The sequence below is a fragment of the Phenylobacterium sp. genome, from assembly GCF_028290885.1.
Classification (GTDB): Bacteria; Pseudomonadota; Alphaproteobacteria; order Caulobacterales; family Caulobacteraceae; genus Phenylobacterium.
This window is the reverse complement of sequence record NZ_JAQGIZ010000083.1, coordinates 1-15,426: the sequence shown is the minus strand read 5'-3', so window position 1 is coordinate 15,426 and position 15,426 is coordinate 1. Positions and strand designations below refer to the sequence as shown.

Sequence of the window (15,426 nt, the reverse complement as noted above, 5' to 3'; positions counted from 1 at the left end):
CGGCAGATCGGCTTCACCATCATATCGCTGACCGTGTCGCTGATCGCGGTGCTGATCCCGCTGCTGTTCATGGGCGACGTGGTGGGCCGGCTGTTCCGCGAGTTCGCCATCACCCTGGCGATCACCATCCTGATCTCCGCCGTGGTCTCGCTGACGCTCACGCCGATGATGTCGGCTCGCTGGCTGAAGCGGGAGGAAATGGCGCGGCCGGGGACCATCGGCGCGCGCAGCAAGGCGGTCTTCGACAAGCTGATCGACCGCTACGACCACGCGCTCAACTGGGTGCTCGACAGGCAGACGTCGACCCTGCTGGTGGCGATCGCCACCTTCGCCTTTACCGTGCTGCTCTACGTGGTGATTCCCAAGGGGCTGTTTCCGGTCCAGGACACCGGCCAGCTGCAAGGCCGCACCCAGGCCTCGCAGACCGTCTCCTACGCGCGGATGGCGCAGCTGCAGCAGGCGGCGGTCAACGCCGTGCTGGCCGATCCCGAGGTCGCCAGCGTGAGCTCCTTCGTGGGCGTCGACGCCGCCAACAACGCGATGCTGCACACCGGCGACATGCTCATCAACCTGAAGCCGCACCACGGTTCGCAGGAGAAGCTGATACAGCGGTTGCGCGATCGCGTCGCCAAGACGCCCGGCATCGACCTCTATCTGCAGCCCACCCAGGACCTGACCGTCGACGCGGAGTCGGGACCCACCCTGTACCGGGTCTCGATCGAAGGCTCCAACACCGCCCAGGTGAACGCCTGGGCCGACAAGCTGGCCGCGGAGCTCGCCAACAGCCGCAAGGTGCGCAACGTCCTCTCCGGCGCCAGCGACCGCGGCCTCGCGGCCTATGTCGACATCGACCGCGACACCGCCGCGCGGCTGTCGATCACGCCGTCGACGATCGACGACGCCCTTTACAGCGCCTTCGGCCAGCGGATCGTCTCGACGATCTTCACGGAGACCAATCAGTACCGGGTGATCCTGGAGGCGCGGCGGGAGGACGCCACGCCGCAGACGCTGGGCGCGGTCCAGCTGCAGGCGACCGGCGGTTCGACCCCGCTGAGCGCGGTCGCCACGATCCGCGAACAGACCGCTCCCCTGCAGGTGAGCCACGTGGCTCAGTTCCCCGCCGCCACCGTCGGCTTCGACACCCAGCCGGGCGTGTCGCTGGGTGCGGCGGTGAGCGAGGTCCGTGCGGCGGCGCAGAAGATCGGCCAGCCGAACGGGATATCCATGACCTTCCTGGGCGCGGCCGGGGCCTACCAGCGCTCGCTGACCAACCAGCTGTGGCTGATCCTGGCGGCGGTGGTCTGCGTCTACATCGTGCTGGGGGTGCTCTACGAGAGCTACATCCACCCGCTGACAATCCTCTCCACCCTGCCCTCGGCCGGGGTCGGCGCCCTGCTGGCCCTGATGATCACCGGCAATGACCTCGGGGTCATCGGCATCATCGGCATCATCCTGCTGATCGGGATCGTGAAGAAGAACGCGATCATGATGATCGACTTCGCCATCGACGCGGAGCGCGAGCAGGGCAAGAGCCCGCGGGAGGCGATCCGCCAGGCCGCCCTGTTGCGCTTCCGGCCGATCCTGATGACCACGCTGGCGGCGCTGTTCGCGGCGATTCCGCTGATGTTGGGCATGGGTGTGGGCGCGGAGCTTCGGCGGCCTCTCGGCATCGCCATCTTCGGCGGGCTGATCGTGAGCCAGCTGCTGACCATGTTCACCACGCCGGTGGTCTATCTGGCCTTCGACCGGCTGGCCCCGCGCAAACTCCGCACCGGGGCCACGCAGGGCGAGCCCGACCCGGAGCTGGCGACGTGAACCTCTCCGCCCCTTTCATCCGCAGGCCGATCGCCACCGTCCTGCTGACCGTGGGCATCGCGCTCGCCGGGATCGGCGGCTTCTTCGTCCTGCCGGTCGCACCGCTGCCGCAGGTCGACTATCCGGCGATCGCGGTGTCGGCCAACCTGCCCGGCGCGAGCCCGCAGACCATGGCCACCAGCGTGGCCACCCCGCTGGAGCGCCGGCTGGGCACCATCGCCGGGCTCAACGAGATCACCTCGTCGAGTTCGAACGGCTCGACGCGCATCAGCCTGCAGTTCGACCTGAACCGCAACATCGACGGCGCGGCGCGGGAGGTGCAGGCGGCGATCAACGCCGCGCGGGTCGACCTGCCCCCGACGCTGCGCAGCAACCCCACCTATCGCAAGCGCAACGCCGCCGATCAGCCGGTGGTGATCCTGGCGCTGACCTCCGACACCAAGACGCCGGGCCAGATCTACGACGCGGTCTCCAACATCATCCAGCAACGCCTGTCGCAGGTGAATGGCGTCGGCGACGTGGAGATCGGCGGCGGTTCGTTGCCGGCGGTCCGCGTGGAAATCGCCCCCTTCTCGCTGAACCGCTACGGCGTCAGCCTGGAGGACGTCCGCGCCGCCATCCAGTCGGCCAACGCCAACCGGCCGAAGGGCACGGTCGAGGACGCCGGCCGGCGGTTTCAGATCTACACCAGCACGGGGGGACGTACGGCCGCCGACTACCGCAACCTGGTGGTGGCCTTCCGCAACGGCGCGCCGATCCGCCTGTCGGACGTCGCCGACGTCATCGACAGCGTCGCCGACACCCGCACGCTCGGCCTGTTCAACGGCCAGCCATCGATCATCGTCCTGGTGACGCAGCAGCCTGGCGCCAACGTCATCCAGACCGTCAACAGCGTCCGCGCCGTCGTGCCGGAGCTCGCCGCACAGCTGCCGGCCGACATCAAGCTGCAGGTCGCCTCCGACGCCACCACCAGCATCCGCGCCTCATTGCGCGAGATCGAGGTGACGCTGCTGATCTCGGTCGTGCTGGTGGTGCTGGTGGTGAGCGCCTTCCTGCGCAGCGGGCGAGCGACGATCATTCCGGCGGTCGCCACGGTGGTGTCCCTGCTGGGCACCTTCGGGGCCATGTACCTGCTCGGCTTCAGCCTCAACAACCTCAGCCTGATGGCGCTGACGGTGGGCGCCGGGTTCGTGGTCGACGACGCCATCGTGGTGCTGGAGAACACCAGCCGGCACGTGGAGGCCGGCATGAACCGCTTCGAGGCCGCTCTGCTGGGCGCGCGCGAGGTCGGCTTCACGGTGCTGTCGATGAGCGTCTCGCTGGTCGCGGTGTTCATCCCGCTGCTGTTCATGGGCGGCCAGGTGGGGCGCCTGTTCCGCGAATTCGCGGTGACCCTGTCGGCGGCGGTGATGATCTCGCTGGTGCTGTCGCTGACGACGACGCCGATGATGTGCGCCTACCTGCTCCGCTCGAAGGCCGAGCAGAAGCCGCCGGGCCGCGTTTCGCGCTTCTTCGAACGGGGCTTCAACGCCATGCACCGGTCCTACGAGAAGAGCCTGGACTTCGCGCTTTCGGCGCGGCCGCTGATGATGCTGATCCTTGCCGCGGTGATCGGGCTCAACGTCTACCTCTACACCGCCATCCCGAAGGGCTTTTTCCCGACCCAGGATTCCGGCCGGCTGAACGGCGGCCTGCGCGCCGACCAGTCGATCTCCTCGGAGGAGATGGGCCGGAAGATGCGCCAGCTGGTGGCGATCCTGATGCAGGACCCGGCGGTGGCGACGGTGGTGGGCTTCACCGGCGGCGGGCGGGCCGGCGGCGGCTTCCTTTCGGTCGACCTGAAGCCGCGCAGCCAGCGCAAGGTCGGCGGCCAGGCGGTGATCCAGCGCCTGCGGCCCAAGCTCGCCCAGGTGACCGGCGTCACCCTGTTCCTCAACCCGCAGCAAGACGTCCGCGCGGGCGGCCGCCAGGGCAACGCCACCTACCAGTACACGTTGAAATCCGACAACCCTCAGGACCTGAAGACCTGGGCCCAGAAGCTCAACGACGCCATGGCCGGGCACACCGACGTGATGACCGACGTCAACACCGACCAGCAGGACAACGGGATCGAGGCCTACGTCGACGTCGACCGCGACACGGCCGCGCGGCTCGGCGTAAATATGCTCGACGTGGACAATGCGCTCTACGACAGCTTCGGCCAGCGGCAGGTGGCCAACATCTACGAGGACCTGAACCAGTACACCGTGGTGATGGAGACCGCGCCGCAGTACAGCCGCGGGCCGGATGCGCTCGCCAGCGTCTATGTGCCGGCCAGCAATTCGATCTCCACCACGCCCACAGCCCCGAAGCCCGCGACCGAGAACGCGCGCGCCGTGGCCGCCGCCAACGAGGCCGCCAGCCAGACCAGTTCCGCCCTTGCGGCGCCGCAGACGTCCGGCGGGGCGACCGCCGCCAGCGGCGCCCCGGTCGCGAACACCGCCAACCCCGGCTCGCGCGACCCCGCGACCGGCAGCCCCCTGAACACCGCCGTGCGCCGGATGATCCCGATCACCGCCATCGCCCGGTTCTACAACCGCGCCGCGCCGACGGCGGTGAACCATCAGGACGCCGAGCTCGCCACCACGATCTCGTTCAACCTGGCGCCGGGCGCCTCGCTGAGCCACGCCCAGGCCGCCATCGCCCAGGCCGAGGCGGACATCGGCATGCCCAACAATGTGCGCGGCAGCTTCCAGGGCACGGCGCGGAGCTTCACCGAATCCCTGAAGCAGGAGCCGGTGCTGATCGCCGCCGCCCTGATCGCGATCTACATCGTGTTGGGCGTGCTCTACGAGAGCCTGGTGCACCCGATCACCGTGCTCTCGACGCTGCCCTCGGCGGGGGTGGGGGCGCTGCTGGCGCTGATGATCTTCAAGATGGAATTCTCGATCATCGCCCTGATCGGCATCTTCCTCTTGATCGGCCTGGTGAAGAAGAACGCCATCCTGATCATCGACTTCGCGCTCGACGGCCAGCGAAGCCGCGACCTGACGGCCGTCGAGGCGGTGCGCGAGGCCTGCCTGCTGCGCTTCCGGCCGATCCTGATGACCACCATGGCCGCGGGCCTGGGCGCCCTGCCGCTGGCGATCGGCTTCGGCGAGGGCTCGGAGCTGCGCCAGCCGCTGGGGGTGGCGATCATCGGCGGGCTGATCGCCAGCCAGTTTTTGACCCTGCTCACCACGCCGGTCGTCTACGTCTACATCGACAAGCTGCGCCGCCGCCGAGACGAGCGCTACCTCAGCCGCCACGGCGGCGAAAGCCAGGCCCAGCCCGCATGACGCACGCCCCGCTCCGCTCCGTGTCCATAGGGTTCCTGAGCGCCGTCGCGCTGGCCGGCTGCGCGGTCGGGCCCAACTATGTGCGGCCGTCCGCGCCGATCTCGCCTACCTTCAAGGAGGCGGCAGGCTGGTCCCCGGCAGCGCCTGCCGACACCCTCGACCGCGGCGACTGGTGGAGCCTGTTCGGCGACCCGACCCTGAGCGCCCTGGAGGCCAAGGTGCAGGTCTCCAACCAGAACATCATCGCCGCCGAGGCCGCCTACCGCGAGGCGCGTGCGGTGGTCAGCGAGCAGCGCGCGGCGCTGTTCCCCACCGTCGACCTGACCGGCGGCGGCACGAGGTCGGGTGGCGGCTCCGGCAGCGGCGGCTCCGTCGTCGGCGGCACGGTCACGGGCAGCGGCGGCAAGAGCACCACCCGTTACACCGCCAGCATCGGCGCGACCTGGGAGCCGGACGTCTGGGGCCGCATCCGGCGCACTATCGAGGGCGCCAAGGCCCTGGCGCAGGCCAGCGAAGCCGACCTGGCCGCCGCCCGGCTATCGGCCCAGGGCGAACTCGCCATCGACTACTTCGGCCTGCGCGAGACCGACGCCCAGATCGCCATCGACCAGGCGACGGTGGCGGCCTACCAGCGCTCGCTCCAGATCACCCAGAACCAATACAACGCCGGCACCGTGTCGAAGACCGACATGCTGCAAGCCCAGACCCAGCTCTACAACGCCCAGGCCGCCCTCACCGGCCTTGCGCAACAGCGGGCCGTCTTCGAACACGCCATCGCGGTCCTGACCGGCGAGGCGCCGGGGAACTTCACCCTGGCCCCCGCGCCCTGGATCGAGACCGTGCCGGACGTACCGCCGGGCGTGCCCTCGACCCTCTTGCAGCGGCGGCCGGACATCGCTGGGGCCGAGCGGCGGGTGCAGAACGCCAACGCCCAGATCGGCGTGCAGATCGCGGCCTACTTCCCGACCCTGACCTTGACCGGCTCCTACGGTTTCGCCGCCAGCGAGCTCGGCAGTCTGTTCTCAAGCGCCAACTCGCTGTGGAGCTACGGGGCCTCGATCGCCGAGACCCTGTTCGACGCCGGCGCCCGGCGGGCGCGGGTGAACGAGGCGAAGGCGACCCACGACCTGACGGTGGCGCAGTATCGCCAGGTGGTGCTGCTGGCGCTGGAGAACGTCGAGGATGAGCTGGCCACGACCAGGGTGCTGGCCCAGCAGATCGGCCTGCTCCGTCAGGCCTCGGCCTCGGCCGACCAGGCCGAGCAGATCTTCCTCAACCAGTATAAGGCCGGCACGGTCGCCTACACCACCGTGGTGGTCGCCCAGACCGCGGCCTACCAGGCCCGCCTCGCCGTCGTCCAGGCCGCCACCCAGCGGCAGACCACCGCCGTGGCCCTGATCCAGTCGCTCGGCGGCGGCTGGAAAACGCCGTGGGCGCCTGTCGCCCTCTCCTCACCCGCAGAAGAGAGGGACAAGGCCGCCGTGGCGAAATAGGCGGCCCTGAGGCCGCCCGCTACTTGCCGTCGACGGAGTAGGCCAGCAGCACGTTGACGCCGTTGGAGCCGACGCGGGCGGCGCCGTTGTTGCCGCTGGTGATGTAGACCATGCCGTTCGCGACGGTCGGGCCCATGCCGTCGATGCCGCCGCCGGGCTGGCCCTTGACGCCGTTGACGGTGTCGTAGGTCTGGGCGGTGGTCGAGTGCTCCCAGACGATCTTGCCCGTCCTCGCGTCATAGGCCCGGAACCAGCCGTCGAGGGCGCCTTCGAACACGAAGCCCGGGATGATCGCCGGCGCGGCGGATTGGCTGCGCGCGCAGCGGCTGGGCTTGCCCTTGTCGCTGGCGTAGACGCACGGCGCGTTGGGCGCCGGCGTCGACCAGGCGATGGCTCCGGTGGCCGGATCGAGGGCGTTGAGGCCGGGCCTGCCCGGCAGGGCGCCGGGATGGCCCTCCGAGAACAGCCGGCCGAGGTCGGAGACCGGCACGTAGACGCGGGCGTCGTCGGCGCCGATGCCCCACTCGACGCCGCCGAGCGCCGAGCCGGCGCCGACGGTGGTCTTCCAGAGCAGCGCGCCGGTGTCGGGGTTGAGACCGTAGGCGATGCCGGACTTCTGGCCGGCCACCAGCACCTGCTTGCCGCCCTTCAGCGTCATCAGGATCGGCGTCGCGCCGAAGTCGTAGTCGGGGCCCATCGGCGTCGGGCAGTTGCCTGACTGCGAGGCGGGCCCGCAGCCCATGACGAAGTTGTCCTTCTCGGTCACCTGGCGGCGCCAGCGGATGGCGCCGGTCTTGAGGTCGAGCGCCACCACGGCGTCGGCGCCGATCGTGTCGACGTCGGTGTAGCTGTCGCCGGTGACCGCGTAGACGAGGCCGCGCTTGCGGTCGATGGAGGGCGCGCTCCAGACCGCGGCGCCCGCCGGGCCCTGGACCTTGAGGCCGCCCTCCTTCTCGCGGATCACCCTGGAGGGCTCGCTGATCATCGAGGTCTTCCAGAGCAGCTTGCCGGTCTTGAGGTCGAGCGCGGCCACCGAGCCGCGGAAGGTGCAGCAGGCGTAGGCCTTGCTCATGGCCGCGGCCTCCTCGATCGAGGAGATCGGCACGATCAGGCGGTCGTCCGCCACCACCGGCGAGCCGGTGAGCACCGAGACCGGATGGGCCTCCAGCCGCTCGCTCCTCCACAGCTCCTTGCCGGTCTGGGCGTCGAAGGCGCGGACGACGCGGTCGCTCTGGCCGACGAAGGCAGCCCAGCCGCTGGGCGAGATCGGCGACTTGATGACAATGGGCGTGGTGCGGGCGACGAGGTCGTCGACCGACCAGTGGACGCAGCCGGTCTTCGCATCCAGGGCGTAGAACTTGCCCGAGCGGTTGGTGACGAACAGCCAGTCGCCGACCACCGTGGGCTGGCCGCCGCCGGTCATGGAGAAGGCCCACTTGACCTTCAGCCGCGGGATGTCCGCCGCGGTCAGGCCGGGGCTGCGCTGGAAGCGGCTGGCGCGGTCGTCGATGCCGGTGGAGGCCCAGTCGCCGGGCGTGGCGCGGATCGGCGGATTTGAGGCGCACTTCGGATCGGTCCCGATCGGACCTGTCTTGATGGCGACCTGCGGCATCTCCTCGCCGTTCGCACGCCCCACGGTCCGCGGGGGCTCCGCCGAGGTCAGGTAGGTGGCCACGGCCTGGATCTGGTCGGGGGTGAGCCCTTGGGCCATGGGGACCATGATGCCGCTGGTCAGCGCCCGGACGATGTCGCCCGACGGGCGCTGGGCAAGCTGGTCGCGGCCGGGCGCGCGCTCGACCGCCGGCTCGTGGCAGGCCTTGCAGCGGGTCTCGAAGACCTGCTGCCCCGAGGCGGCGGCCGGCTGGGCCTCAGCCGAACTCCAGGACGTAACGACGGCGAGGCCCGCCAGGGCGAACCCTGCGAGCCATGTGCGAATTGACGGCAACCTTGTATCCCCCGTACCGTGTTTTCTGTTTCTGCCAGCGCAGAATGCACCGTGCGGCGTGCGTTGTCAGGCCCGAAGACGCTCGAGCGCATCGCGGTATCGCGCCTCGATCGCGTCGCGCGCCAGGTGGCGGCCGTCGGCGACAACCTTGCGGCCGCGGCGCCAGACGCAGTCCACCACCGGACGCCGCGCGGCGAACACCCAGCGGCCGAGGATTTCGTCGGGCGTGGATCCCGTCAGCGATGGATCGCGGTCGTCGAGGCTGATGAAGGTGGCTGCGGCGCCGGGGCTCAGGCTGTCCATCGGCACGGCCAGGGCCTGCGCCCCGCCGGCGACGGCCGCGGCATAGATCCGGTCCGCCGTACCCTGGCCGGCCGAAGAGCCCAGGACATTGCGTTCGAGGCGCAGCAGGCGTTGCCCGTATTCCAGCAGCCTCAGCTCCTGGGCGGCGTCGATCAGCACATTCGAGTCCGATCCGATCCCGAAACGGCCGTCCAGGGCGAGGAACGTGGCGGCCGGAAAGACGCCGTCGCCCAGATTGGCTTCGGTGATCGGACAGAGCCCGACCACCGCGCCGCTGGCGGCCACCAGGGCTAGCTCGCCGGCCTCGGCGTGGGTGGCGTGAACCAGGCACCAGCGCGCGTCCACCGGCTGGTTCTGCATCAGCCAGGCCAGCGGGCGCAGGCCGGACCAGGCCAAGCAATCCTCGACCTCCTGGGTCTGCTCGGCGATGTGGATGTGGATCGGAGTGTCCGGCTTGAGCCGCACCAGGCCGTCGAGCGCCTCGGGCGTTAGGGCCCGCAGGCTGTGCGGGGCGATTCCCAGCCGCCCATCCTCGAGGCCTGCCAGCGCGCGGCCCGAAGCCTCCAGCAGCCGGGCATAGCTGTCCAGGTCGTGGATGAACCGGCGCTGACCCTCGCCCGGCGCAAGTCCGCCAAGGCCGGCGTTGGCGTAATAGACCGGCAGCAGGGTCAGGCCGATGCCGGTCGTCGCCGCCGCCGCGGCCAGGCCGGCGGCCATCTCGGCCGGATTGCCGAACGGCGTCCCGTCGCGGTCGTGATGCACGTAGTGGAACTCGCCCACCCGCACGAAACCGCCTTCCAGCATTTCTGCATAGGCCAGCGCGGCGATGGCCTCCAGATCCGGCGGAGTGATCGCCTGCGCCAGGGCGTACATCTGCGTGCGCCAGCTCCAGAAGTTGTCGCGCGCCGCGCCGCGCCGCTCGGTCCGCCCCGCCATCGCGCGCTGGAAGGCGTGGCTATGCAGGTTGGGCAGGCCGGGCAGGCCGAAGCCGTGGATCTCGTCGCCGCCTTCCGGCGCGACACCCGCTTGCACCGCGAGGATATCGGCGCCTTCGATCACCAGGCGCACGCGCTCCGCCCAGCCGTTCGGCAGCAGTGCGGCGCGGAACCAGAGTCGAGTCATTTCCATCCCCGGGGTGGTCGAAATGCGCTGGCGTACTCTTTATGACTAGACAAATAAGGGCGCCACTTCCATCACCATGCCCGGCAAGGGGAGCCGCGCTGACCATGCAATGCGATCGCATCTGGCGAAACGCCCGTCTGGCCACCCTCGCGCCCGGCCCAGGGCTGGGGGCGGTCGAAGACGGCGTTCTGGCCAGCCGTGACGGCCGCATCGTCTTCGCCGGCGCGCGCGGAGACGGCCCCCCCGATTTGGACGCGCCGGAGGTCGTCGACTGCCACGGGCGCTGGATCACGCCGGGGCTGATCGATCCCCACACCCACCTGATCTTCGCCGGCGACCGCGCCCATGAGTTTGAGCTGCGCCTGGCGGGCGCGAGCTATGAGGAGATCGCCCGCGCGGGCGGCGGCATCGTCTCCACCATGGCCGCCACCCGCGCCGCCTCGCAGGCCGAGCTGGTGGAGAGCGCCCTGCCCCGCCTCGACGCCCTGATCGCCGAGGGCGCCACGACGATCGAGGTGAAGTCCGGCTACGGCCTGGCGTTGGAGCCGGAGCTCAGGTCGCTGCGCGCGGCCCGGGAGCTGGCGCGGCGCCGGCCGGTCGCCGTCCGCACCACCTTCCTCGGCGCCCACGCCTTGCCGCCGGAATTCGCGGGCGATCCCGACGGCTATGTCGACCTCGTGTGCCGCGAGATGATCCCCGCGGTGGCCGCCGAGGGCCTGGCCGACGCGGTCGACGCCTTCTGCGAGGGGATCGGCTTCACGCCGGCCCAGACCCGGCGCGTCTTCGAGGCCGCCTGCGCGCACGGCCTCCCGGTCAAGCTGCACGCCGAGCAGCTCTCCAACCTGCACGGCGCGGCGCTGGCCGCCGAGTTCGGCGCCCTCTCGGCCGACCACCTGGAGCACCTGGACGAGGCCGGCGTCGCGGCGATGGCCGCGGCCGGAACGGTCGCCACCCTGCTGCCCGGCGCCTACTATTTCGTCCGCGAGACGCAAGCTCCGCCAATCGCCGCCCTGCGCGCGGCCGGGGTCCCCATGGCGTTGGCCACCGACTGCAATCCGGGGACCGCGCCGCTCACCTCGCTGCTGCTGGTCATGAACATGGCCGCCACCCTGTTCCGCATGACGGTGGATGAGTGCGTGGCCGGGGTGACGCGCGAGGCGGCCCGGGCGCTCGGCCTTGTGGAGGACGTCGGGACCCTGGAGGCCGGCAAGCGCTGCGACCTGGCGATCTGGAACATCGAGCGGCCAGCGGAGCTGGTCTACCGCATGGGCTTCAACCCGCTGCATGCACGCGTGTTCGGAGGGGTGGGATGACGAAGCTGACGCTGAAGCCGGGCCAGGTCGGGCTGGCGGACTGGCGGGCGGTCTATCGCGGAGCCGAGACGCGCCTGGATCCCGCGGCCCAGCCGGCGATCGCCGAGAGCGCCGCGGCGGTGGCGCGCATCCTGGCCAAGGGCGAGCCGGTCTATGGCATCAACACCGGCTTCGGGAAGCTGGCCAGCGTGCGGATCGAGGCCGGCGACCTGGCGGCGCTGCAGCGGAACATCGTGCTGTCGCATGCGGCCGGGGTGGGCGAGCCGACGCCGATTCCGATCGTGCGGCTGATGCTCGCCCTGAAGCTGGCGAGCCTGGCCCAGGGCGCGTCCGGCGTGCAGCCGCAGACCATGGCCCTGCTGGAAGCCTTGCTGGCCGAGGGCCTGACCCCGGTGATCCCGGGACAGGGCTCGGTGGGCGCGTCCGGCGACCTGGCCCCACTGGCCCACATGGCCGCGGCCATGATCGGGGTCGGCGAAATCTTCGTCGGGACGGTGCGCAAGCCGGCGGCCGAGGCCCTGGCGGAGGCCGGTCTCCAGCCCCTCGTCCTGGGCCCGAAGGAAGGGCTCGCCTTGCTGAACGGCACGCAGTTCTCCACCGCCCATGCGCTGGCGGCGCTGTTCGAGGCCGAGGTGCTGTTCCGCTCGGCCCTGGTCACCGGCGCGCTCTCGACCGAGGCGGCCAAGGGTTCGGACACCCCCTTCGACCACCGCATCCACGTCCTGCGCCGCCAGCCCGGCCAGATCGAGGCCGCCGACGCGCTCCGCGGCCTGATGGCCGGATCGGCGATCCGCGCCTCCCACCTGAAGGACGATGCGCGGGTGCAGGACCCCTATTGCCTGCGGTGCCAGCCGCAGGTGATGGGCGCCGCCCTCGATGTCTTGCGCCAGGCGGCGGCGACCCTGGCGTTCGAAGCCAACGGCGTGTCGGACAATCCGCTGATCTTCCCGGACACCGACGAGGCGCTCTCCGGCGGCAACTTCCACGCCGAGCCGGTGGCCTTCGCCGCCGACATGATCGCGCTGGCGGTCTGCGAGATCGGCTCACTGGCCGAGCGGCGGGTCGCCATGCTGGTGGACCCGGCGCTGTCGGGGCTGCCGGCCTTCCTGACCCCCAAGCCCGGCCTCAACTCGGGCTTCATGATCCCGCAGGTCACCGCCGCCGCCCTGGTGTCGGAGAACAAGCAGAAGGCCTATCCGGCCAGCGTCGATTCGATCCCCACCTCGGCTAACCAGGAGGACCACGTCTCCATGGCCGCCCACGGCGCGCGACGGCTGCTGGGCATGGTGGAGAACGCCACCGCCGTGGTCGGGATCGAGCTCTTGGCGGCGGCGCAAGGGTGCGACTTCCACGCGCCGCTGAAGTCCAGCGCGCCCCTGGAGGCGGTGCGCGCCCTGGTCCGCAGCCGGGTGCCGCACCTCGACGACGATCGTCACTTCCATCCCGACATCGCCCAGGCGCTGGAGCTGGTGCGGTCCGGCGCGGTGGCGCAGGCCGTCGCCGGGGCGGCGCTGCCGGGGATCGCCGAATGAGCCCGCCATGGCTGGAGGTCCATCGCGGCGAAGCCCCCCTGGTGGTGAGTTTCCCACACACCGGCGCCGAGCTGCCCGCCGACCTGGAAGCCGCCTACGTCTCCCCCTGGCTGGCGCGCAAGGACGCCGACTGGTGGCTCGACCGGCTCTACGACTTCGCGGCCGACCTGGGCGCCACCACGGTGCGCACGCGAATCTCGCGCAGCGTCATCGACGTGAACCGCGACCCGTCCGGCGCCTCGCTCTATCCCGGCCAGACGACCACCGGGCTTTGCCCTGACACCACCTTCGACGGCGAGGCGCTCTATCGCGACGCCGCGCCGGACGAGGCCGAGATCGCGCGGCGCCGCGCGGCCTATTTCGAGCCCTACCACGCCGCCCTGGAGGGCGAGCTGGATCGCCTGCGGGCGGCCCGCGGCAAGGTCGCGCTGTACGAGGCTCACTCGATCCGCTCGGTGATCCCGCGCCTGTTCGAGGGCAAGCTGCCGAACTTCAATGTGGGAACCAATTCCGGCGCCAGCTGCGACCCGGGGCTGACGGCGCGCGTGGAAGCCGCCTGTGGCGGCGGCGGCTTCAGCCGGGTGACGGACGGCCGCTTCAAGGGCGGTTGGACGACCCGCCGCTACGGTCGGCCGGAGACGGGAGTCCACGCCATCCAGATGGAGCTGGCCTGCCGCGGCTACATGGACGAGCCGAGCGATCCGCCGATGCCCGAGACCTGGCCGCCGCCCTATTCCGCCACCCGCGCCGCGCCGATGCGCGTGGCGCTCGTCCGTGTCCTGAAGGCCTGTCTCGCCTTCGCCGAAGCCTGAGTCCCGATGACCCGTATCGACAACACCCGCACCGTCCGCCCCGCCACCGGCACGCAGCTGTCCGCCAAGAGCTGGCTCACCGAAGCGCCGCTCCGCATGCTGATGAACAACCTGCATCCCGATGTCGCCGAGCGGCCCGAGGAGCTGGTCGTCTATGGCGGCATCGGCCGCGCGGCCCGCGACTGGGAGAGCTTCGATAAGATCGTCGAGACCCTGCGCCGGCTGGAGGACGACGAGACCCTGCTGGTGCAGTCGGGCAAGCCGGTGGGCGTGTTCAAGACCCACGCCGATGCGCCGCGCGTGCTGATCGCCAATTCCAACCTGGTGCCCCGCTGGGCGACCTGGGAGCACTTCAACGAACTCGATCGCAAGGGCCTGGCCATGTACGGCCAGATGACCGCCGGCTCCTGGATCTATATCGGCGCCCAGGGGATCGTGCAGGGCACCTACGAGACCTTCGTCGAGATGGGGCGCCAGCACTATGCCGGCGACCTTTCCGGCCGCTGGCTGCTGACCGCGGGCCTGGGCGGCATGGGCGGCGCCCAGCCGCTGGCGGCGGTGATGGCCGGCGCCTCGTGCCTGGCCATCGAGTGCCAGCCCTCGCGGATCGAGATGCGCCTGCGCACCGGCTATCTCGACCGCGCCACGGAGAGCCTCGACGAGGCGCTGGAGATCGTCGCCAGGTCCTGCCGCGACAAGGCCCCGGTCTCGGTGGGCCTGTTGGGCAACGCCGCCGAGCTGCTGCCGGACCTCTACGCCCGCGGCGTCCGGCCCGACCTCCTGACCGACCAGACCTCCGCCCACGACCCGATCAACGGCTACCTGCCCAAGGGCTGGACCCTGGAGCGCTGGGCGGCCATGCGCGAGCAGGATCCCAGGCAGGTGGAGGAGGCCGCCCGCGCCTCGATGGCCGAGCACGTCCAGGCCATGCTGGACTTCCAGGCGGCCGGCGTCCCGACCGTCGACTACGGCAACAATATCCGCCAGATGGCCAAGGAGGCCGGCGTCGCCAACGCCTTCGACTTCCCGGGCTTCGTGCCGGCCTATATCCGCCCGCTGTTCTGCCGCGGGGTCGGGCCGTTCCGCTGGGTGGCGCTGTCCGGGGATCCGGAAGACATCGCCCGCACCGACGCCAAGGTGAAGCAGCTGATCCCCGACGACCCGCACCTGCACAACTGGCTCGACATGGCCGCCCGCAGGATCAAGTTCCAGGGCCTGCCGGCGCGCATCTGCTGGGTGGGCCTGGGCGATCGGGACCGGCTGGGCCTGGCCTTCAACGCGATGGTGGCCTCGGGCGAGCTGAAGGCGCCCATCGTCATCGGCCGCGACCACCTCGACTCCGGCTCGGTCGCCTCCCCCAACCGGGAGACCGAGGCCATGCGCGACGGCTCCGACGCGGTCTCCGACTGGCCGCTGCTCAACGCGCTGCTGAACACTGCCTCGGGCGCCACCTGGGTCTCGCTGCACCACGGCGGCGGGGTCGGCATGGGCTTTTCGCAGCATGCGGGCATGGTGATCGTCTGCGACGGCACCGAGGCCGCCGCCAAAAGGATCGCCAGGGTCCTGTGGAACGACCCGGCCACCGGCGTCATGCGCCACGCCGACGCCGGCTACGACATCGCCCTGCAAGTCGCCCGCGAAAAGGGATTGGACCTGCCGGGCATCCTGGGATGACGCTGCGCGTCCTGGCGGCAGCCGATCGCCAGGCTGTCCCCTGGAAGAACGGCGGCGGCGTCACCCGCGAGATCGCCGCCTATCCGACCGGATCGGACTT

Annotated in this window: 9 protein-coding genes; 7 read left to right on the top strand and 2 right to left on the bottom strand. The window is 70.7% G+C overall.

From position 1 onward, the window contains the following. The 3 genes from JWP28_RS06140 to JWP28_RS06130 form a co-directional block, all read left to right on the top strand. Positions 1-1,815: efflux RND transporter permease subunit (locus tag JWP28_RS06140; protein ID WP_299541127.1), on the top strand; the 1,815-nt coding region annotated here is incomplete at its 5' end. Further along, a complete protein-coding gene (locus JWP28_RS06135; protein ID WP_299541124.1) occupies positions 1,812-5,132 on the top strand; it encodes an efflux RND transporter permease subunit in 3,321 nt (1,106 codons plus the stop codon). The genes JWP28_RS06140 and JWP28_RS06135, both read left to right, overlap by 4 nt. Continuing rightward, complete coding sequence (locus JWP28_RS06130) at positions 5,129-6,625, top strand: efflux transporter outer membrane subunit (RefSeq protein WP_299541122.1); 1,497 nt, start codon at positions 5,129-5,131, stop codon at positions 6,623-6,625. The genes JWP28_RS06135 and JWP28_RS06130 overlap by 4 nt, the downstream gene beginning before the upstream one ends. 19 nt (positions 6,626-6,644) lie before the next feature. Here the strand turns inward: JWP28_RS06130 and JWP28_RS06125 are convergent, their stop codons facing one another. Next, positions 6,645-8,570, bottom strand: a complete 1,926-nt coding sequence (locus tag JWP28_RS06125; RefSeq protein ID WP_299541118.1) for a PQQ-binding-like beta-propeller repeat protein — start codon at positions 8,568-8,570, stop codon at positions 6,645-6,647. A gap of 66 nt (positions 8,571-8,636) precedes the next feature. After that, entirely contained in the window at positions 8,637-9,995 is a 1,359-nt protein-coding gene (locus JWP28_RS06120; RefSeq protein WP_299541115.1) for a formimidoylglutamate deiminase, read from the bottom strand. 104 nt (positions 9,996-10,099) lie between these two features. Here JWP28_RS06120 and hutI point away from each other — a divergent pair, with 104 nt between their 5' ends. The 4 genes from hutI to hutU are packed head-to-tail and all read left to right on the top strand — an operon-like array spanning position 10,100 to position 15,326. After that, positions 10,100-11,308 (top strand): imidazolonepropionase, encoded by a 1,209-nt coding sequence (gene hutI, locus JWP28_RS06115; protein WP_299541113.1) that lies wholly within the window; start codon positions 10,100-10,102, stop codon positions 11,306-11,308. Then, positions 11,305-12,840 carry a histidine ammonia-lyase gene (gene hutH / locus JWP28_RS06110; protein WP_299541112.1) on the top strand — a complete coding sequence of 512 codons (1,536 nt, stop codon included), beginning with the start codon at positions 11,305-11,307 and terminating at the stop codon, positions 12,838-12,840. Before hutI ends, hutH begins: the two co-directional genes overlap by 4 nt. After that, entirely contained in the window at positions 12,837-13,652 is an 816-nt protein-coding gene (hutG, locus tag JWP28_RS06105) for an N-formylglutamate deformylase (protein WP_299541111.1), read from the top strand. The genes hutH and hutG overlap by 4 nt, the downstream gene beginning before the upstream one ends. Before the next feature lie 6 nt (positions 13,653-13,658). Further along, positions 13,659-15,326: a urocanate hydratase gene (gene hutU, locus JWP28_RS06100; RefSeq protein ID WP_299541109.1), complete on the top strand. Its 1,668-nt coding sequence runs from the start codon at positions 13,659-13,661 to the stop codon at positions 15,324-15,326. Positions 15,327-15,426: the final 100 nt, after the last annotated feature.